The organism is Chryseobacterium sp. B21-037, assembly GCF_028570785.1.
GTDB lineage: Bacteria > Bacteroidota > Bacteroidia > Flavobacteriales > Weeksellaceae > Chryseobacterium > Chryseobacterium proteolyticum.
Map to the genome: position 1 here is coordinate 4,753,299 of NZ_JALGCB010000001.1, position 20,309 is coordinate 4,773,607.

A 20,309-nucleotide genomic window follows, 5' to 3' on the forward strand; every position below is an offset into this window, starting at 1 on the left:
TTTTATGCTACTCATCTTGAAATTACTATTTTTGCAATTGAAATAACATAAATGAAGAAATATCTTAAACTGCTGCGTGTAGAACAATGGGTAAAAAATTTATTTGTTTTTGTGCCATTATTTTTTTCCGGCAATATCAAAAACCTTGATCTGCTTACCAAGAGTATTTTTGCTTTTGTTATCTTTTCGCTTGCTGCCAGCATGGTTTATATTCTGAATGATTACAATGATATAGAGGCAGATCGCAGGCATCCTGAAAAAAGAAGAAGACCGCTGGCGAGTGGTGCTATCTCTAAATCAAAAGCTATAGGAATTTTAATAGGACTCGCAATTACAGATATTTTCCTTGTTCTTTTTGCTCAGTTCTATTTCGAGCAACTTCTCTGGAAATTTGCAACCATTATTGCATTTTACTTTGTGATGAATCTTGCTTATACATTCAGGTTGAAGCATGTTCCTATTATTGATATTTTTATCATAGCCACAGGGTTTGTATTAAGGGTTCTTGCAGGAGGTTACATTACCGGAATAAGTATTTCACAATGGGCTATACTGCTTACATTTGTTCTGGCATTGGTATTGGCAATAGGAAAAAGAAGAGGTGAATTAATCAATGCGCAGGTTTCGGGTAAGACAAGACGTGCTCTGGATGGTTATAACGTACAGTTTGCCGATATAGCACTGTCTATTTCTGTTACATTAGCCATTATGTGTTATTTAATGTTTACCCTGTCACCAGAGGTGCAGGCAAAATTTCATGAAAGGGTTTTTTATACCGTTATTTTTGTAGTATTTGCCTTTCTCAGATACCTGCAGCAGACTCTAGTGTATAACAGAACGGAATCCCCTACAAAAATAGTGTACAGGGACAGGTATATACAGGTTACCTTACTATTATGGGTTGCAACATTTTTAATTCAAATTTATTTTAAAAAATGAAGCCGAATTTCATACAAAAAGTTACCAATTGGGGCAATTTTCCTGTAGTGGAAAAAGAAATGAAGTCTGAAGACAGCTTCAGAAATATAAGGGAATTTGTATTGAACCATAATGAAGTGATCGCAAGAGGGAATGGGAGATGTTATGGAGATGCTTCATTAGGGGAACATATATTTTCGACAAAAAAACTCAATAAATTTATCAGCTTTGACCGGTTGAATGGTATTATAGAATGTGAATCCGGAGTGCTGCTTTCAGATGTTTTGGAAATAGCTGTTCCGCAAGGATACTTTCTTTATGTAACTCCGGGAACCAAGTTTGTTACTGTTGGAGGCGCCATCGCATCAGATGTACATGGTAAAAACCATCATTCAGAAGGTTGTTTTTCAGAATATGTCATTGAGTTTAAACTCATGAATGAAAATGGGGAGATCATAACATGTTCAAGAGAGACGAATTCAGATAAATTCTGGGCAACTATCGGCGGAATGGGACTTACGGGCATCATTCTGACGGCAAAGTTTAAGCTTAAAAATATAGAATCAGCTTATATTCGCCAGGAAAGTATTAAAGCTGAAAACCTTGATGAAATATTCAGGCTTTTTGAAGAAAGTGAAAACTGGACATATACTGTTGCCTGGATCGATTGCTTACAAAAGGGTAAAAATATTGGAAGGAGCATTTTGATGAGGGGAGAACATGCTTTTCAGCATGAACTTCCTCAGAATATGGCAAAAAGTCCTCTACGGCTAAAGAAAAAGTTTCAACCAACTGTCCCTTTTTATTTTCCGGGCTTTGTCCTGAATGCTTTAACGGTAAAAATATTTAATCTGCTGTATTATAAAAAGCAGTCTAAAAAAGAAGTTAAAAGCTTTATAGATTATGAAACATACTTTTACCCTCTGGATTTTGTTACCGATTGGAATAAAATTTATGGTAAATCAGGTTTTATCCAATATCAGATGGTAATTCCTAAAGACTCCGGAAAGGAGGGGATGAAGAAGATCCTGGAAACCATTGCCAATAGCGGAAATGGATCCTTTCTGGCTGTTTTAAAACTCTTTGGAAAGAATAACGAGGAAGCTTACAACTCATTTCCTATAGAAGGGTACACTTTGGCACTTGATTTTAAAGTAAATTCGAAACTTAAAAAGCTGGTAAAACAGCTTGATGATATTGTTCAGGAATTCGGAGGTAGAATTTATTTGACCAAAGACAGCATGAGTAAATCTTCTTTGACGAATTACCTTAAAAATATTCAAAATCCTAAATTTGTGTCGTTACAGCACAAAAGAATCATAAATAATAATTCATAAATGATAGTTCTGGGAAGTACCTCTGAAGTAGCACAAGCCTTTGTTGAAAAGGCTCTGCAGGAAGGTGAAAAATATGAGAAAATCTATCTTCTGACCTCAAATAAGGAAACCACGGAAAGGTTCGCAAGACATATTGATGTTAAATTTCTGCAACAGGCTGAGGTGATTGAGTTGGATTTAATGAAAGAAATAGATTACACCCGATTTGATCATGTCAATTCAAATGTATTATTTTGTGCAACGGGATATTTAGGAGATGGAACAGAAGAAGGTTTGTATGATAATAAAAATACGGAAAGAATAATTAATATCAATTATTCAAAACTGGTTCCTGTGATGAATTATTTTGCCCAGAAATTTGAAAGCAGAAGATCAGGTACAATCATAGGATTGTCATCTGTGGCAGGAGATCGAGGGAGGCAGAGTAACTTCATTTATGGAAGTGCAAAAGCAGCTTTTACAGCCTATTTAAGCGGGCTACGGAATTATCTGTTTGATAAGAAAGTGCATGTGCTGACGATTAAACCAGGGTTTATGGAAACTAAAATGACAGAAGGGCTTCCGTTAAATCCAAGGTTAACGGCCAAGCCAAAACAGGCTGCAGCTTCCATTTACAATGCGTATAAAAAACAAAAAAATGTAGCTTATGTATTGCCTGTCTGGGGAATTATTATGATGATGATCAGGAATATTCCTGAATTTGTATTTAAAAAATTAAAGCTCTGATAAAATGAAAAAATTGTATTGTTTTGATTTTGATGGAACGATTACCTATAAGGATACAATGTTTATGTATCTGAAATTTTATGATTCTACGAAATACCATATACAATTTTTGAGACATGTTCCTCTGTTTATTTTATTGAAATTAAAACTGGCGGAAACGGAAAAGGTCAAAAAAAGCTTCATCGGTTCAATACTGAAAGGACAATCACAAGAAAAAATAGAACGAAAATCGAGACAGTTTTTTGAGCAGCACTATCCTAAGATTGTGCGTGAAAATGCACTCGACTTTATTAAAAATATAGATCGTAATAATACTCAGAGTCTATTAGTTACGGCTTCTCTGGATATCTGGGTAAAACCATTTGCAGAGGAATTGAAAATGCAGCTGGTTTCCACGCGTGCAGAGTTTAAAAACGGTATTTTTACAGGGAATTTTATAGGGAAAAACTGTAACGGAAAAGAAAAACTCATAAGAATCCAGGAGCAGATCAACAATTCAAAATACGATAAAATAATCGCTTTTGGCGATACTTCAGGAGATAAGCAAATGCTGAAATGGGCAAATGAAGGACATTACCAATTTTTTCACTAATTTTGGGAGGTAAAAATGTAACAATGAATAAACTGTTTATTTGGTTCCTTGCTTTTTTCATGAGCTGTACAAGTGCACCGTCTTCAGTATCTAATGATACACAAAAAGGAGGTGAAATCCTTGTTTCTGAATCTCAGGGTGGCACTGAAACCGCTGGCTTCAAAATTCTTAAAAGTGAAGAAGAGCTTCAGAAAATTATAAAAGGTAATTCCAGCCTTGCTGAACTAGGACAGGATGCAGCAATTAAATACCCTGCCTTTCCAAAAAATCAAAAAGCTGTTTTATACAACCTTGGAACTTTTAGGTCAGGAGACCATAAGATCAGTGAGATAAAAAGTCTTTCTGTGAAGGATAATATTTTGTATGTAGAAGTTCCACAGCGTGAGTCCGGAGGAATGGAGATCCAGGTGATATCCAATCCTTGGGTGGTTTTTACAGTTCCTTCCAATTATCAATTCAATTCCGTCGTATTAAAATATTCAAAATAAAATGAATAAAGTATATTTAGATAACGCAGCAACAACACCCCTTTCAGAAGAAGTTATTGATGCAATGGTAGGTACCATGAAGGTAAACTTTGGAAATCCTTCTTCTACACATAGCTTTGGGCAGGAAGCTAAAATCCTGATCGAAAATGTGAGAAGGCAGGTGGCTGATTATCTACATGTAACGCCCGCTGAGATTATTTTTACATCATGTGGGACAGAGTCCAACAATATGATCATTAAATCCAGTGTGGAACACCTTGGAGTACAAAGAATCATCAGCTCTCCACTGGAACACAAATGTGTTTCAGAGAGTATAATCGATATGAAGGCAAGAAAAGGGGTAGAGGTCGTTTATATCCGTCCGAATGAAAAAGGAGATATCGATCTTAATAAATTGGAAGAACTTTTAAAGGCATCAGATAAAAAGACCCTTGTAAGCTTAATGCATGCCAATAATGAGATCGGAAATATTACCAACCTTAAAAAGATGGCTGAGATATGCAAAGCAAATAATGCACTTCTGCATTCTGATACTGTTCAGACCATGGCGCATATCGATCTTGATTTCTCTGACATTCCGGTAGATTTTGCTTCATGCAGTGCACATAAGTTCCATGGACCAAAAGGAGTAGGTTTTGCCTTTATCAGGAAAGCGACAGGCCTTAAGGGGATTATCACAGGAGGACCTCAGGAAAGAAGTCTGAGAGCCGGTACTGAGAATGTTGCAGGTATTGTGGGGCTTGGAAAAGCTTTAGAGCTTTCTCTTAATCATATGGAAGCATACACCCATCATATTAAGGAAATAAAAAATTATACCATTGAAAGATTATCTGCTGAAATAGCAGGGATTAAGTTCAATGGAAGAAGTGCTGAAACTGAAAATAGTTTATACACTGTTTTAAGTGCCCTTTTACCATATAAAAATCCGCTAATAGGTTTGCAGTTGGATATGAAAGGGATCGCCATTTCTCAGGGTAGTGCTTGCTCGTCAGGAGCATCAAAACCTTCAATGGTTATGATGATGGTTCTATCAGAAGATGAAATGGATAATTGTACACCTTTACGTATTTCATTTAGCCATATGACCACAAAAGCGGATATTGATGTTTTCGTAAATGCCCTGAAAGAAATTTCAGATGATTTGGTTATAGAAAAAACAAATGTTCAGCATAGATAACCTTATTGCTGAAAAGTAGTAATTTTGATGATCCAATTAAGGATTAAAAAAACAATAGAATATTAATTTAAATAAAATAAAAAAAATGGCTTTAGAAATTACGGATAGCTCATTTCAGGAAACGGTTTTGAAATCTGATAAACCAGTATTGGTAGACTTTTGGGCGGTATGGTGTGGACCTTGTAGAACACTGGGACCAATCATTGAAGAAGTAGCAACAGATTTTGAAGGAAAAGCTGTAGTAGGAAAAGTAGATGTAGACAACAACCAGGAAATCTCTATGCAGTATGGCATCAGAAATATCCCTACAGTTCTTATTTTTAAGAATGGTGAAGTTGTTGATAAATTAGTTGGAGTAACACCAAAAGAAGTGATCGCAGAAAAATTAAGCGCACACTTATAAAAAAAATAACTTTGATAATGAATGCCTTCCGCTTTTGGGAGGCATTTTTTTAACAAATAATTTGCAGGTAATTAAAAAAGGTGTAATTTTGCAATCACAAAAAAGAAACAAGTTCTTTAACAAAATTTGATCCGGTAGTTCAGTTGGTTAGAATGCCGCCCTGTCACGGCGGAGGTCGCGGGTTCGAGTCCCGTCCGGATCGCAATCAAATTTATTTGAAATTATAGAACTACTGATCCGGTAGTTCAGCTGGTTAGAATGCCGCCCTGTCACGGCGGAGGTCGCGGGTTCGAGTCCCGTCCGGATCGCAATCAAATTTATTTGAAATTATAGAACTACTGATCCGGTAGTTCAGCTGGTTAGAATGCCGCCCTGTCACGGCGGAGGTCGCGGGTTCGAGTCCCGTCCGGATCGCAATATAAAATGCTGTAATATTATTTACAGCATTTTTTGTTTTTAAAGTAAATATAATCGGAAAGATTTCCTTTTTACTTTTGATTTACTATATAGATATTTGTGGTTGGCATAAAGAAAGAATGTGAGCTTATAATGGAGTTCTACAACACAAAAACTACTTCCCTGTCAATAATCAGAAATTTCATCTTTTGTGATAGATTGATCATGCTATCTAAGTATAATTACTTTTTAATTTATCCTTACTCGAAGTAATATCAAATATACATGAGCATTTTTTACTTTTCTTTTTAAAGGATAGTATTAGCATAAATTTCAGCCTTACTTTATGTATGTAAAGTTTTTTTATCATTCAATTCCGTTTATAAAGAATCATGTAAATGAAATCTATTTTATACGATGTGAAAACATAAAATATTGAAATAAATCAGAGATAAGTAACAGTTTCTTTTGAACTTTATGCTTTAAAAAGCAAAATACATATTTTAAACTCCTTCCTAATTATATTATTAGTTTGTGTTTGTAAATTATTGATAATTATATGATTAAATCTCGATTGCATTATCCGTACGTATAAATTTCTTATAATAACTTACCCCAGATTTATAAATCTAGATATGCTTTAGTTGTTAACTGTGTAAAGCTAATGCATCTTTGCTCTACAGATAGAAGAAGTGTGAACATATCTACTAACGTTTTATTTCATGGTAAGGAAAAGTAGAAGTATTGCAAATGTCTTTTTCTGTTATTTCATGTCCCTTATAGTTTTCAAGAAAAATTTAAGTTAACAGGTGTGACTTGAAAGGAGAAGATGTAAAATGATTATAATTATATAGAAATGAATTTCATGAAAGGATGGTATGTTATTTATACCAAATCACGTTACGAAAAAAAAACTGCTCAAATCCTAACTGAGCAAAATTTCAAAGTGTATTTACCTCTCAATAAAACAATCTCTCAATGGAGTGATCGTAAAAAGAAGGTTGAAAAACCGCTTTTTAGTTCTTACGTTTTTATTTATTTAGAAACAATAAAAGATTACTTACGAGCTCTTGCGATTGAAGGTGTGGTCATATTTATCAAGTTTGGAAATCGACTGGTTCGTGTTCTTGATGAAGAAATAGATAGAATAAGAGTATTTCTTAATGAATTCTCAGATGTTGAACTTAGAAATTCATTAGATATTAAAGTTGGTGAGAAGAGGAGAATCGCTTCAGGGCCTTTTGAAAATTATGACTGTGAAATAATAAAAATAGATAACAAGAAAAAAATCTGTGTAAGAATTGAATCATTAAAGTATAGTATTTTAGCTGAAATGCATTCTTATCATTTAATTTAAGATCTATAATGGAGTTATAAGGATATTAGCTTAATTATTAGAGAAATAAAATATATTGTATGGTATATTCTTATACTATACAATGTATTTATATAATGTTATCCTTTTGTTAGTTACTTTCCACCATTTGCCTTAAGGTCAGCTTTACAATTATTATCCAATTGAGGAACATTTCCATTTATAATAAAGCCTAAAATATCTGTGGTTTCAGAAGCGTAGTACATCAGACAATTTTGATTATTACAATGGTTTCCATTGGAAGAATCTTTGTGATCTGTCTGCATCGGTGATCCTAGATTTACTAATCCCATCAAATGTCCCAGTTCATGCTCAAGCACTGTAGCTTCAAGTTTTGTTCTGCTGGTCTGCCCAAATCCTCCGGAATTTTCCTGAATTGTTTTTCCGAATAAAGCAATTGAAGTATTGCGGTATGCAATTCCTAACGTATTAGAATTGCCGCTATATTTCCCGTTGGTATATAGAATGTTTACTGCAAGAGTTGATCCGTTGGTAAATACAGTTCGGTTTGTATTCTCAATTTGTCTTATATCATCCGCAGATAAAGTGGAGGAGGACGTTCCCGGAATTTCTCTTTGAATAACGGTTATACCACCATCTTTGCGGAGAAAAGTGGATAGGAAGTTTTTCACATGATCAACAGCTTGCGAATTCGGGGCATATCCCGGCATATACTGAATTTCGATCAATAATGAATTATACCGGTTATTGCTTAATAGGTCGTTGGCTGACGCGCCAACAGGACGCGTGTGGTTGTAATCTGATGATCCATTGCTGAATTCATTATCTCTGCTACAGGATATTAGTAAAAATAAGTTTTGTGGTAGCAATATCACAGTAATGTATTTGTTTTATATCTGTTTTTATGTTGAATTCATTTCTCAAACCCGGCGGGTTTGTTTTTATTAATGAAAACAAATTGATTTTTCATAGATAATGATAGTGTCAGTCAGCTTTTATACTGATACTTTAATCGTTCTTAACCGTATTTTTACGATATTTTTAACCATCATTATGATTATTCCGTTTTAGGTCTGATATTTGTACTGAGTAGCAAAACTAATCGACCTTTTAAATTTATGAACGTAATTGTGAAAAAATCTTTTTTATACAGTCTTATACTGGTTTTATTTTTAGTATCATGTAAAAAGGAAATTGAAAAAATAAATGATACTTTAGGAACCGATACAACTACCACAGAAAGTCCAACGGAAAAAACTGATTCAATAAAAAAAGATTCAGTGGTTAAAAAGGAATCTGTACCTCCGGCAATGCAGGAAACCGGCTTTTATAATGCTTTTGTACTTCCAAAAGATAAAAAGCTTAGAGATTCTGTATATGCTGCATTCAGCAAAAAATATAATGAAAGAGAACGGTATGCTATTTTAGCACTGAACAGATTGGATTCTAAAAATAAATGGAATTCTGATACATTGGTAGTTCCGACCAAAATAGATACCACACTGATGGCTTATTCACCTTTTCCAATGCAATTGGATGTATTGAGTAATGTAAAGAAATTTGTTATTTTTTCTTATCCGATTCAGGCGTATGGAGTGTATTCCAACGGGAGTCTTGTAAAGTGGGGACCAACCAGTATGGGAAAAAAAACCGCACAGACCACAAGAGGATTAACTTTTGCCAACTGGAAAAAGAAGCTTTCCATTTCGACGGTTAGTAGTGAATGGAAATTACCTTATAATTTCAATATTTTTAACACAGGAGGAATCGGATGGCATCAATATGACCTACCCGGCTATCCGGCATCGCATTCGTGTCTACGGCTATTGAAAAATGATGCCCAATGGTTATATTCTTATGCAGATACCTGGATCCTGAATCCGGGAGGAGCCACCACTAAAGCAAAAGGAACTGCAGTAATGGTTTTTGGTGATTACAAATGGGGGCACAGGAAACCGTGGAGAAATCTGTTGGATGATCCTAATGCAAATAATATTTCTGTAGAAGAAATGAATAAGCTCATAGAGCCCCATATTGAAAAAATAATAAAAGAGCAGGAGAACAGGGAAAAAGTAGCAGATTCTATCAAGGCAGCGAAGGCTGTTGAGATTCAGGAACCTGCAGTGAAGCCCCAAGTGCTTGCACCTTAAGACTTCTTTTCAAATTGTAAAGTAGATTCTTCTGCAAATTTTCTGAGCTTCTGCATTTCATCTTTAGCTTTACTTTGTCCGAATCTGGCCGCAGCATATGTTGCGGCAATACAAAGCAACATGATAAACGAGGCATTGAGTGCCCAAGGAAATTCATTGCTTTTGATTTGTTTTTCTACATAGTACATGGTGAAAAAGGTCATCCATAAAATCGAAAAAGAGAAATAGAGAAACATAAAGAAGGTCCACACAGCCGAGCTTGGCCCGAATACTCCACGGATCACAATATCATCATCTTCTGCCTCCACGCGAAGAGAAAGTCTGGGTTTCCAGTAATTATCATAAGGTGTTTCTACACAGATGGTAGCTACCTCCTTATTGACATTGCCGGAAAATTCTCCTTTGTGTTCCTTGAGGTATTTGTTAAGGTTTTCAGCATATTCTTCCTTACTGAGATGGGTAAACATTTTAAACCTCGGTCGTGTGCGTATCTTATCTAATGTGGTTTCTTCTGTTTTCATATTATTCCTGATAGGGGATTGGGTCTTCCAGAGTAAAGCTCAGTGTAAGTTCCTGGTCTTTCCTTTTTATAAGCATGGTAATGGTTTTTCCTTCTTCAGATTTCATCAGTTCCATAATGTATTCCAAAGTCATGTCAAGGGTTTTTCTACCATTGATTGTAATAATCCGATCGTCTTTTTTTAGTCCTGCTCTATCTGCGGGAGAATCTTTACGTACACCTGCAATAGAAAATAAAGGCTTTAGTACAAATTTGTACTGTAAGTTATTATTAATCACCTCGATTTCATTACTTGCCTTTTTTGCACCGGTTTCAAGGGCTACAAAATCTTTTTCCCAGGATAATCCATCCTGTTGAAAATCAAGACCACTCATATTAAAATGGAAGGGGTCGTCATAATTTTTATTTTTCTTTAAGTAGATTTTCTGGTTAGGATAATCAAAAATGATAGTAAATCGGCGGAGAATTTCTCCTCCCACTGAACCCCTTCTGTTTTCAACAAGATTTACATGCTGAATAGAAAACTCATCCGGCATCGCGGTAAGAGGTTTTTCAAATTTAAAATCCCCCAGATAAAAGTTATGAATACGGCTTCTTTTTCCGTATACATCTCCGTTAAATCCTCTGCCTAAAAAATCATCAATATTAGGACGGTTGTACACAAAATTCTTTATAAGAGTAGGAAAGAGCCATATAGGATCGCTGTTTCCTAAGTCTATAAGAAGTTTGGATGTCTTCTTTTCATTGGTCATTTCAACCTCTGCTTCAATATACGGTTTATTTTTTTCAATAGAAATGGGAAACTCCTCAAATCTTTTGGTTTTTTTCCTAAGCAGTTCAATATCGTTGTAGATGGTAATCTTTTTGGAAACGTAATCTATAGAAACAGCATGATCTTTAAAAAAATGATATCCTATGATCCCGTTAACAGGGATTCCTACATGAGAAGAAATATTAAATTCCTGATTAACGATAATAAAAAGGCTCAGAGATTTATTGATGAAATTTTTTCCTATTGTACCTGTATTATTATCGGAACGAAATCCATCTATACTTGCGTTCCCACCCAAACCTGAAAATTTGATCTTTTCAAGTGTTGTTAGTTTTACTTCTTTGTTTTCGAGGCTGAAAATTGATGTTTCAGCAACTCCTGTATCTAACAAAAAGGTTAGATCTGCTCCATTAATATTGACCGGAATGAAAATCAGATTATTAATCAGCTTAAATGGAACTACCGTCTTTTTAGCATCTTTAATCTCAAAAGAGTTCTGAGCATTGATAAAAATGCTAATCAATAAAAGCCAGATAAAACATCGATATTTCATTTACTGAATATAAGCAATTTATCGCTATGTAAAATAAAAAACATTCTCTATTTTGAGAATGTTTATGTAATTTTTAATGTTTTGTCTGATATGTTTTATTATCCGTAAATTATTTCGAAAAGAAATCCATAAGGTCAATATAATTTTTTTGATTTACTCCATGTCCACTCATGTATTCTCTGAAAGTAAAATAACAACTCAATTCATACAGCAGATCTGCAGCCTTTCTTCCCCATTCTAATGGAATTACAGCATCATCGGTTCCATGGGATACAAAAAATCTAAGCTTTTCCAATTTCTTTTTATCTCTAACGATATCACCTAAGATTTTCTCTTCAGGATAGCTGCTCAAACACGCCACATAATTAAATAAATCAGGATATTGTAATGCCAGGGCATAGCATAAAATTCCACCCTGACTGAAGCCGCATAAATGGGCCCTGCTTTCAGTAATTCCGTATTGATTAATTATTTTTAGAATATTCTTCAGAACACTGTTCAGAGATTCTTTTGCCTGATGGACATCTATAAAGTTTTCTGGATTATTAAAATCAATGTCATACCATGAATATCCCTCGAATTGAGTATTCTTTGGAGCCCTGAAACTAACGATGATCCAGTCGGCGGGGAGGGTTTCCCTGAAACTAAAAAGATCCTGTTCATTGCTTCCATAACCATGAAGCATAAAAAGTATTGGAGTAGAAGAAGTAATATTTTCTGGTTCTCTTACAATATAATCTAAATTCATACTACAAAGATAAGTAATAAATCAAATTGCTAAATTTTTATGTTTTGAATAATCACGGCTTTAATTTTAACTATAAAATATGAATAATGCTTAAAATCAGACATAAATATTATTTTTATTGATTTGATATTGTTTGGAAATCTTTATTGGAAATTTTTCATAAAAGTTATTTTTATATTGATAAAAAACCTATATTTGAAACATTAAAAAATCTATTTGGAGAAATGAAGCAATTTTACAAATCAAAAAGTTTATTAAGACTTTCTTTTTTATTCATCGTATTATTTTCGGTAATTTCTATATTAAATTCTTGTAAAAAAGATGATGACGATGAAGACTTTAAAGATCATATCGTACAATTTGAAGTAAAGGGGAGTACAGGTGTTATTTCAAAAACCATCGTTACTCAGGTTGGAACTACGGTAAATAATATGTATAATACTACATTGACTCCAATTACCCTTCCTTGGTCAAGCGGCGAATTTTTGTTAACTCCAGCCAGGCCCAGTTAAATCTTTCAGCTAATGCCACGATGCCTGACGATGATTCTAAACTCATTGTGAACATTTGGATTGATGGAGAAGTGGCAAAGAGTGATACCGTTGTTGGTAAAGGTGTTTTAAGTGCTGCTGTTTTTCACAGCTTCTTGGAATTATAAAAATCAAATTTACAAATAAAGAACAAACCGCTTATTTTTAGGCGGTTTTCTTATTTTCAGATAATATTTTTTGTAGCTCTGTTAAACACTACGTGCATGTTGGGAATTAGTATTTTTTATTACAGAATATTTGATTTGGATAAAAAAATATTATAAGTAAACTACAACATTGAGCTCTTTATTGTTGAAGAAAAATGGGTATCAAACTTTTTATTGCGGTGAAAGAATATAAAATTAAAGAGCAAAACCATATTTAAATTTAACCTTTTATAGAATAAAAATTTCTTTCTAAGTATTACGATTACTGAGCATAATCATATTCTAATTTTGGCAGAAAAAAAAAGAATTTGTTATATTGGTCAGATAATCAATAAAATATAATCCCATTAAAAACGTATAAAATTAATTCAAAAATAAAACAAGATGAAAAAAAAACTATTTTTAGTAGGAAGCTTTTGTATATTTAATATCACAATTGCTCAAGTAGGGATTAATACTTCCAATCCTCAAGCAATTCTCCATGTTGATGGTGGGAAAGATAACGAAAAGACTGGTGTTCCTACTGTTACTCAGCAAGCTAATGATTTTGTAATAACTTCCGGAGGAAATGTAGGTGTGGCTACTATTACACCAGATCCGTCTGCTGATCTTACATTAGCGAGTGATAATAAAGGTTTTTTAGTAAATAGGGTAGCTCTTAAATCAACAACAGACGCTACTACCATTTTAAATCCTGCAACAGGTCTATTGGTGTACAATACAGGTGCAGGGGACCTAAAAAGAGCTGGGTTTTATTATAATTCAAATACACCTGGAGCTCCGGTTTGGTCTTACTTTCAACCCCAAACCAATACAAGCGGCAGTGAAGTGAAAAAAATAATTTTTACGAAAACGGCACCTTGTACAGCTGCTTTAACAGATGGGGCAGTAGAAATTGATCAATTTAAATTTTATTTTAGAAGTAGAAATGGAGACAATGTAGGAGGTTGTAAACCTTATTTGGCGCTAACAGATAACCCAGGCAATGACAAGATATTATTTTTAGGAATCAATCAACAATATGCAGGTGGTGGTTTTGAATATGATAATAAATCAATTACTTACACTAATACAAATTTTTCAACAGGCCAATTCTTAGACAAATCTAATACGGATTCGATTGCCAATAGCGAATTAAATATCATCCACATTGTAGATGCTTCTGTGAATAAGTATTATCGCGTTACATTTTATATCTCGGGCGGAGGCAATACTTATACTTATATGATTATTGCAGAGGGTTTTTAATAAAACACGCATATACATAATGTAAAGTTAAAAAAGACTATCTTGAGAAAGATAGTCTTTTTATATATTTATATATGATTTTGAATTATACTACTTTTACAATAAAATAACTCTTTTTACCTTTTTGCAGTAATAAAAATTTACCATCGATCAGGTCACTTTCGTTTGCTGTAAAAGTATCATTTATTTTTTGCTTGTTTACGGAAATTGAATTTCCTTTGATCTCTCTTTGGGCCTCACTTTTTGATTTTAAAAATCCTGATTTTTCTGAAAGAAGATCAATAATGTTGATTCCCAATACATCTGCTTTTGCTACTTCTTTTTGTGGAACTCCGTCAAAAACTTCAAGGAAAATTTCCTCATCCAGACTTACTAAATCTTCAGCAGTGGAGCGGCCGAAAAGAATTTCTGAAGCCTTTAAAGCCTTTTCATATTCTTCTCTTCCATGAACCCATACGGTTACTTCTTCAGCTAATTTCTTTTGAAGCTTTCTTTCATGTGGAGCTGTTTTGTGCTCTTCTATTAATGCTTCAATTTCTTCTTTACCCAGGAATGTATAAAATTTAATAAATCTTTCGGCATCAGCATCGGTTGCATTCAGCCAGAATTGGTAGAATTTATACGGTGATGTTTTCTTCTTATCTAACCAGTAATTTTCACCACTCTCGGATTTTCCGAATTTGGAGCCATCTGCTTTCGTGATCAAAGGAACCGTTAATGCAAAAGCTTCTCCTTGTGCCTTTCTGCGGATCAGTTCTGTCCCTGTAGTGATATTTCCCCACTGATCAGAACCTCCCATTTGTAACTTTACATTATTATTCTGGTACAAGTGCAGGAAATCATACCCCTGAATCAGCTGATAAGTAAATTCAGTAAAACTCATTCCTTCAGCTCCGGCTTCCCCTGAGAATCTCTTCTTTACGGAATCTTTAGCCATCATATAGTTTACAGTGATGTTTTTTCCCACATTTTTGGCAAAGTCTAAAAACGAGATGTTTTTCATCCAGTCGTAATTGTTTACCAACTCAGCCTTATTGGCTCCATCTCCATCAAAATTCAGAAACTGAGAAAGCTGATTTTTCAAACAGTCGACATAATGTAAAAGTGTTTCCTCATCCAGAAGATTTCTCTCCGCAGACTTTCCTGAAGGATCGCCGATCATCCCGGTAGCACCTCCTACTAATGCAATAGGCTTGTGGCCATGCTGTTGAAAATGAGCTAAAATTTTAATTTGAATAAGACTTCCAATATGCAAAGAATCAGCAGTTGGATCAAAACCGATATACGCAGTAGTTACCTCTTTATTCAGTTGTTCATCGGTTCCTGGCATCATATCAGCAAAAAGACCACGCCATTTTAATTCTTCAATAAAGGAATTCATATTATAATTTTTCTTTAAAATTTAACTGTGCAAAGATAGTAAATTCAGAAGTACGGATGGTAAAGTGTGAGGGCTAAAAAGCGAAAAGCCAAAAAACTGAAAGACAAGAATCCCATACTATATGGGTCAATTTACCTTTCATGATTTCATGATCACGGCATAATCATTTTATCATGTAAAAGCTGTCCAGGTAACTGTTTTACGAATCCTGGATTTTGCGATTTTGCCATTCAGCCATATTGTCATTTCCCCGAAAATAAATTATATTTGTTACTAATGAACGACGAACAGTTATTTTCACTTATTCAGAAAGCTAAAGAAAAAGACCAGAAGGCCCAGACAAAACTCATTAATGTTTTTTGGGTGGATGTCTTTTCTTTTGTGATGAAAAAAGTCCGTGACGAAAATGATACAGATGAAATTACGGTCAATGTTTTTTCAAAGGTGTTATCTAAACTGGATATGTACGATCCTCATTTTCAGTTTAAAACATGGATACTGACAATTGCTCAGAATACGGTTATTGATTTTTGGAGGAAGAGAAGCCGTGAAAATCAGGATCCGACAGAAAACCTGGATGAAGTGAAGAACCAGTTTGCCAAATCTCCGGAAGAACTGATGATTTCTGACGAAGAGCAAAAGAAAATCATTAAAACAATTGAATCCTTAGATGCCAATTATCAGGATATCATAAAACTTAGATTTTTTGAAGAGAAAAGCATAAAAGAAATAGCTGAAGAGTTGGGAATTTCTGTTGCAAATACCAAAGTAAGGGTAATGCGTGCTAAAAAAGTCCTGGCTGAGCTTCTCAAAAACAATGAGTTTGATGAGGATTGATAAGCCTTAAGCATTAAAATATCTCAGAAGTTTCAAAAGATATGACTACAAATGAAACTCAGCTTTTGTTTTTGGAAACTTAAAGGTTCTTTCTTCTGAATTTCTGTTTTGTAAATTAATCTTCCAGTCTTTTTTTATGACGGTTTCTTTTTCAGATTTTCCGTTGTCTGGGTTATCTTTACCTTCTACTTCTTTAGAATATACCAACTGTCCGGTGGAAAGGTTATAATCAATATCCGCCCAATAGTCTCCCGGTCTTCCGTAGCTAAGGGAATAACCAATCAGTTCGAAATGTCCGTTCTGAAAACGGTATTTATCCGTGTATCCCCATTTCCAGCTGCTTCCACCAGCCTGAGTAATTTCTAAAATTCCTTTTTTAATGGCCATACTCTGATAAGGATCTCCCATCATTCCTCCATGATTGCTTTCGAGGATGGCTTTTCTTGATTTTTCTAAAATGCCCCACTTACCATTTGTTTTTTTTAGAATCTGGATTTCACGGATATTTCCCATATCCGTAGTATCTTTCGTATTGTAGATAATTACTTTTTCTGGGATTTTATCGCCGTCAAGATCGCCATCTACGGTTTCTATAATCTCAGATCCCACAGGTTGAAATTCTTTTTGGGCAGAGCAAATGATACTGAAGAATAGAGATAAAAGGAAGAAGGTTGTTTTCATGGAAAAAATTTGGTGATCTAAATTACAATTATATTTTTAATTATGTGTTCCATCAATTTCTGCATTAGATGGTTTCCATTAAAAATTCCTTAACTTTGAAGTTCAATTTTAGAAATGGAAAATTTAGTTCAAGACACTACCGTTCAAAAACCAAAGTGGATTCGTGTAAAACTGCCTACCGGAAAGAATTACAGAGAACTGAGAACCTTGGTTGATAAATATAAATTAAATACAATTTGCCAGAGCGGGAGCTGCCCGAATATGGGGGAATGTTGGGGTGAGGGAACTGCAACTTTCATGATTCTGGGGAATATCTGTACGCGGAGCTGTGGATTTTGTGGTGTAAAAACCGGAAAACCTATGGATGTAAACTGGGATGAACCCGAGAAGGTAGCACGTTCGATCAAATTAATGAAAATTAAGCACGCAGTACTTACTTCAGTGGACCGCGATGATCTGAAGGATATGGGATCCATTCTGTGGGGGGAAACTGTAAATGCGGTACGAAGAATTTCTCCGGGAACTACAATGGAAACATTGATTCCTGATTTCCAGGGAATAACAAAGCACCTTGATCGATTGGTGGATGTTGCTCCGGAAGTGATTTCTCATAACATGGAAACAGTAAAACGTTTAACAAGGGAAGTGAGAATTCAGGCGAAATATGAAAGAAGCCTTGAAGTATTAAGATACCTGAAAGAAGCAGGACAGAGAAGAACCAAAACGGGTGTTATGCTTGGTTTGGGAGAAACAAGAGATGAAGTTTTCCAGACGATTGAGGACATCAGAAATGCAAACGTGGATGTGATTACCTTGGGGCAGTATCTTCAGCCTACTAAAAAACATCTTCCTGTAAAAAAATTCATTACACCGGAAGAATTTGATGAATTCGGTGATTTTGCAAGAAGTTTAGGTTTCAGACATGTTGAAAGTTCACCACTTGTAAGAAGTTCTTATCACGCAGAAAAACATATTCACTAAAAATACAAATCGCTCCAACACGGAGCGATTTTTTTTATTAGAAAAGGGCAGTTGATATGTAAATCAGCAAAACTCAATTTAGCTATTTAGCCTTCATCATCCCTCAATTTTAGCCAAATGCTTTTTCCTGAACTCTGATGGTGTTTCACCTACATGCTGTTTGAATAGCTTATTAAAATACGACAGACTTTCAAAACCTACCTGGAAACAAACTTCCGTTACGGACGAATCCTTTAACAAAAATATCTTTGCCTGATTGATCCTGTAGTTGTTTACAAAATCAGTAAATGTCATATTGGTTTGCTTTTTAAAATACCGGCAGAAAGCCGCAGTACTCAGGTTTACTGTTGCTGCAATGTGATTGACATTCGTTTTTTTATCATAGTTTTCATGAATGTAATCGTAAATTGTTCCCATTCTTATTTTATCGTTAAGAAACCATTTGATCCGGGTATCTTCGTTATTCAGTTCTTTTACTTCATTTGAGTTGGCAAGGATCTGTAGGATTTCAATTAATCCGATGAGGGAATCAAAATTTCCTGTAGTCATGAGGCTATGCATTTTTTCAACGACGATCCGCTTTGTGTCTCCGGAGAAAGATAGTCCAAGATAGGAACGTTCCAGAAGATGTCTGATATCGTCAAATTCGGGAACCGGATCAATAATATCCTGTAAAAAATTTTCTCTCATCTGGAGAACCATCTGTCTGCACTCTGTTTGGATTTTGTAATCGAAGTTGAGATGTGGAACATTAGAGCCAATCAGTAAAAGGTCACTATTAGTAAAACCGGAAATATCTTTTCCTATATGGCGGATTCCATTTATGGCTTCAACATAAACCAATTCTATTTCAGGATGATAATGCCAGAAAAAGCAGTCTTTCAAGGAAGGAGAAAAAAGCTTGAATGATTTTCCTTTTTCGAAGTCAATAATTTCTTTCTGGATTTTCATTTGGTTCTATCTTGATTACTTTGAGATTTAAAATTAAATAAAAAGGTCAATACGGAGCAAATTTTTATCATTTGAGTGGAAGCAGAATTGAAAATTTCTATCGATTTTTGCACTTTCAAATAATAGGATTGCTTTTACTATCTCTAAAACAAAGAAGCAATTGAAAGAAACAAAATGATATGGGAATGATAGATAAGAGGATTATACCACTGGCCATTGGTGGTTTGGGGATTGGAACAACAGAATTCACCATTATGGGCTTACTGCCCGATATTGCTAAAACTTTACAGGTAAGTATTCCCGAAGCCGGGCATCTTATTTCTGCATATGCACTAGGAGTCGTTATTGGGGCTCCGATATTAATCGGTTACTCTGTGAAGTTTCCACCTAAAAAAGTATTGATTGTTTTAATGATGATTTTTACTTTGTTTAACGGTTTATCAGCGATAGCACCAGATTACACATCAATGCTCATTATCCGGTTTTTGTCTGGCCTGCCACATGGAGCATTTTTCGGAGTAGGGACCGTAGTGGCATCTCGGCTGGCAGGAAAAGGCAAGGAGGCATTCTATATTTCTTTAATGTTCACCGGGCTTACTATAGCGAACCTGGCAATGGTGCCCCTGGTCACTTATATAGGACATACCTTCCACTGGAGATGGTATTTCGTGATTGTCGCGGTAATTGGATTATTTGCCTTATTGTTTTTAAAGTTCTGGCTTCCTACCATGGAAACAAAGCAGGATACACACTTTCTGGAGGAATTAAAATTTCTAAAAAATAAACAATCCTGGCTGGTATTATTAATTACCGCAATAGGATTTGGCGGACTATTTACCTGGTTTAGTTATATTACACCACTAATGACCATCATTGCGGGCATTAAGGCAAGTCAGATGGCATATGTTATGATTTTGGCGGGAGCAGGAATGGTAGTGGGAAATCTGGCTGGAGGTTTTTTATCAGATAAATTAGGGCCCGAAAAAACATGTTCTCTTTTATTACTTCTGATGATGTCGTCATTGGCAGGTGTATTTTTCTTTTCAGAAAACAGTATTATTGCTCTGGTACTTACTTTTGTATGTGGTGCGTTATCAATGTCTGTGGCTGCCCCGATTAATATTATGATGATGAAAGCCGCTCCAAGAAGCGAAATGATGGCTGCGGCCTTTATGCAGGCTGCTTTTAATATTGCCAATGCAATGGGAGCATTTTTAGGTGGAATTCCTTTAGAACATGGATTTTCGTTTAAATATCCTTCTTTGGTGGGTGTCGGAATGACGTTTATAGGACTGATGATCAGTATACGGTATATGTATTTATACAGATCTTCAAAACTTATAACAGAAGAAATAACAGTGGAATGTATTCCGGGAGATCAATAAAAAAAAGAGGCATTTGCCTCTTTTTTTAATCC

21 protein-coding genes and 3 tRNA genes are annotated in these 20,309 nt (G+C 34.9%); 17 read left to right on the forward strand and 7 right to left on the reverse strand.

The window, feature by feature from the left end:
* Positions 1–51: 51 nt before the first annotated feature.
* The 11 genes from MTQ00_RS21390 (at position 52) to nusG (ending at position 7,394) form a co-directional block, all read left to right on the forward strand.
* Complete coding sequence (locus MTQ00_RS21390) at positions 52–939, forward strand: decaprenyl-phosphate phosphoribosyltransferase (protein ID WP_172276692.1); 888 nt, start codon at positions 52–54, stop codon at positions 937–939.
* Positions 936–2,255 (forward strand): FAD-binding oxidoreductase, encoded by a 1,320-nt coding sequence (locus MTQ00_RS21395; RefSeq protein WP_172276695.1) that lies wholly within the window; start codon positions 936–938, stop codon positions 2,253–2,255. The genes MTQ00_RS21390 and MTQ00_RS21395 overlap by 4 nt, the downstream gene beginning before the upstream one ends.
* Positions 2,256–2,981, forward strand: coding sequence for an SDR family NAD(P)-dependent oxidoreductase (locus MTQ00_RS21400; RefSeq protein ID WP_273650922.1), 726 nt, complete (start codon positions 2,256–2,258; stop codon positions 2,979–2,981).
* A gap of 4 nt (positions 2,982–2,985) precedes the next feature.
* A complete protein-coding gene (locus tag MTQ00_RS21405) occupies positions 2,986–3,573 on the forward strand; it encodes an HAD family hydrolase (RefSeq protein ID WP_172276701.1) in 588 nt (195 codons plus the stop codon).
* 23 nt (positions 3,574–3,596) lie between these two features.
* Positions 3,597–4,061 (forward strand): hypothetical protein, encoded by a 465-nt coding sequence (locus MTQ00_RS21410; RefSeq protein WP_172276704.1) that lies wholly within the window; start codon positions 3,597–3,599, stop codon positions 4,059–4,061.
* Position 4,062: 1 nt separating this feature from the next.
* Positions 4,063–5,238 (forward strand): cysteine desulfurase family protein, encoded by a 1,176-nt coding sequence (locus MTQ00_RS21415; protein ID WP_273650923.1) that lies wholly within the window; start codon positions 4,063–4,065, stop codon positions 5,236–5,238.
* 85 nt (positions 5,239–5,323) lie between these two features.
* Positions 5,324–5,641, forward strand: coding sequence for a thioredoxin (gene trxA, locus MTQ00_RS21420; protein WP_034682284.1), 318 nt, complete (start codon positions 5,324–5,326; stop codon positions 5,639–5,641).
* Positions 5,642–5,769: 128 nt separating this feature from the next.
* Positions 5,770–5,843 (forward strand) — tRNA-Asp (locus MTQ00_RS21425).
* Positions 5,844–5,875: 32 nt separating this feature from the next.
* A tRNA-Asp gene (locus MTQ00_RS21430) sits at positions 5,876–5,949 on the forward strand.
* Positions 5,950–5,981: 32 nt separating this feature from the next.
* Positions 5,982–6,055: transfer RNA gene (locus tag MTQ00_RS21435), tRNA-Asp, on the forward strand.
* Between the two features lie 847 nt (positions 6,056–6,902).
* Positions 6,903–7,394, forward strand: coding sequence for a transcription termination/antitermination protein NusG (gene nusG, locus MTQ00_RS21440; protein WP_273650924.1), 492 nt, complete (start codon positions 6,903–6,905; stop codon positions 7,392–7,394).
* 113 nt (positions 7,395–7,507) lie between these two features.
* On the opposite strand, the gene MTQ00_RS21445 is transcribed toward nusG, so the two are convergent.
* Entirely contained in the window at positions 7,508–8,248 is a 741-nt protein-coding gene (locus MTQ00_RS21445) for a M12 family metallo-peptidase (RefSeq protein WP_273650925.1), read from the reverse strand.
* A gap of 255 nt (positions 8,249–8,503) precedes the next feature.
* Between MTQ00_RS21445 and MTQ00_RS21450 the strand changes: the two genes are divergently transcribed.
* Positions 8,504–9,523, forward strand: coding sequence for a L,D-transpeptidase (locus MTQ00_RS21450; RefSeq protein WP_273650926.1), 1,020 nt, complete (start codon positions 8,504–8,506; stop codon positions 9,521–9,523).
* Here MTQ00_RS21450 and MTQ00_RS21455 read toward each other — a convergent pair.
* From MTQ00_RS21455 to MTQ00_RS21465, 3 genes are all read right to left on the reverse strand, one after another.
* On the reverse strand, positions 9,520–10,044 hold the full coding sequence (locus MTQ00_RS21455) for a hypothetical protein (protein ID WP_172276716.1): 525 nt from the start codon (positions 10,042–10,044) through the stop codon (positions 9,520–9,522). The genes MTQ00_RS21450 and MTQ00_RS21455 overlap by 4 nt on opposite strands.
* 1 nt (position 10,045) lies before the next feature.
* Complete coding sequence (locus MTQ00_RS21460) at positions 10,046–11,368, reverse strand: PDZ domain-containing protein (RefSeq protein WP_172276718.1); 1,323 nt, start codon at positions 11,366–11,368, stop codon at positions 10,046–10,048.
* 109 nt (positions 11,369–11,477) lie between these two features.
* Positions 11,478–12,116, reverse strand: coding sequence for an alpha/beta hydrolase (locus MTQ00_RS21465; RefSeq protein WP_273650927.1), 639 nt, complete (start codon positions 12,114–12,116; stop codon positions 11,478–11,480).
* Positions 12,117–12,340: 224 nt separating this feature from the next.
* Here MTQ00_RS21465 and MTQ00_RS21470 point away from each other — a divergent pair, with 224 nt between their 5' ends.
* A complete protein-coding gene (locus tag MTQ00_RS21470; RefSeq protein ID WP_273650928.1) occupies positions 12,341–12,628 on the forward strand; it encodes a hypothetical protein in 288 nt (95 codons plus the stop codon).
* Positions 12,629–13,197: 569 nt separating this feature from the next.
* Positions 13,198–14,061 carry a hypothetical protein gene (locus MTQ00_RS21475; protein ID WP_273650929.1) on the forward strand — a complete coding sequence of 288 codons (864 nt, stop codon included), beginning with the start codon at positions 13,198–13,200 and terminating at the stop codon, positions 14,059–14,061.
* A gap of 85 nt (positions 14,062–14,146) precedes the next feature.
* Here MTQ00_RS21475 and tyrS read toward each other — a convergent pair whose 3' ends face one another.
* Positions 14,147–15,442: a tyrosine--tRNA ligase gene (gene tyrS / locus MTQ00_RS21480; protein ID WP_273650930.1), complete on the reverse strand. Its 1,296-nt coding sequence runs from the start codon at positions 15,440–15,442 to the stop codon at positions 14,147–14,149.
* Between the two features lie 276 nt (positions 15,443–15,718).
* Here tyrS and MTQ00_RS21485 point away from each other — a divergent pair, with 276 nt between their 5' ends.
* Complete coding sequence (locus MTQ00_RS21485) at positions 15,719–16,279, forward strand: RNA polymerase sigma factor (protein WP_273650931.1); 561 nt, start codon at positions 15,719–15,721, stop codon at positions 16,277–16,279.
* A gap of 45 nt (positions 16,280–16,324) precedes the next feature.
* Here the strand turns inward: MTQ00_RS21485 and MTQ00_RS21490 are convergent, their stop codons facing one another.
* On the reverse strand, positions 16,325–16,960 hold the full coding sequence (locus MTQ00_RS21490; protein WP_273650932.1) for a hypothetical protein: 636 nt from the start codon (positions 16,958–16,960) through the stop codon (positions 16,325–16,327).
* A gap of 114 nt (positions 16,961–17,074) precedes the next feature.
* Between MTQ00_RS21490 and lipA the strand changes: the two genes are divergently transcribed.
* Entirely contained in the window at positions 17,075–17,941 is an 867-nt protein-coding gene (gene lipA, locus MTQ00_RS21495; protein ID WP_172276733.1) for a lipoyl synthase, read from the forward strand.
* 96 nt (positions 17,942–18,037) lie between these two features.
* Here lipA and MTQ00_RS21500 read toward each other — a convergent pair whose 3' ends face one another.
* Entirely contained in the window at positions 18,038–18,892 is an 855-nt protein-coding gene (locus MTQ00_RS21500) for an AraC family transcriptional regulator (RefSeq protein WP_273650933.1), read from the reverse strand.
* A 188-nt stretch (positions 18,893–19,080) separates the two neighbouring features.
* Here MTQ00_RS21500 and MTQ00_RS21505 point away from each other — a divergent pair, with 188 nt between their 5' ends.
* Entirely contained in the window at positions 19,081–20,277 is a 1,197-nt protein-coding gene (locus MTQ00_RS21505) for an MFS transporter (RefSeq protein ID WP_442868078.1), read from the forward strand.
* Positions 20,278–20,309 lie beyond the last annotated feature (32 nt).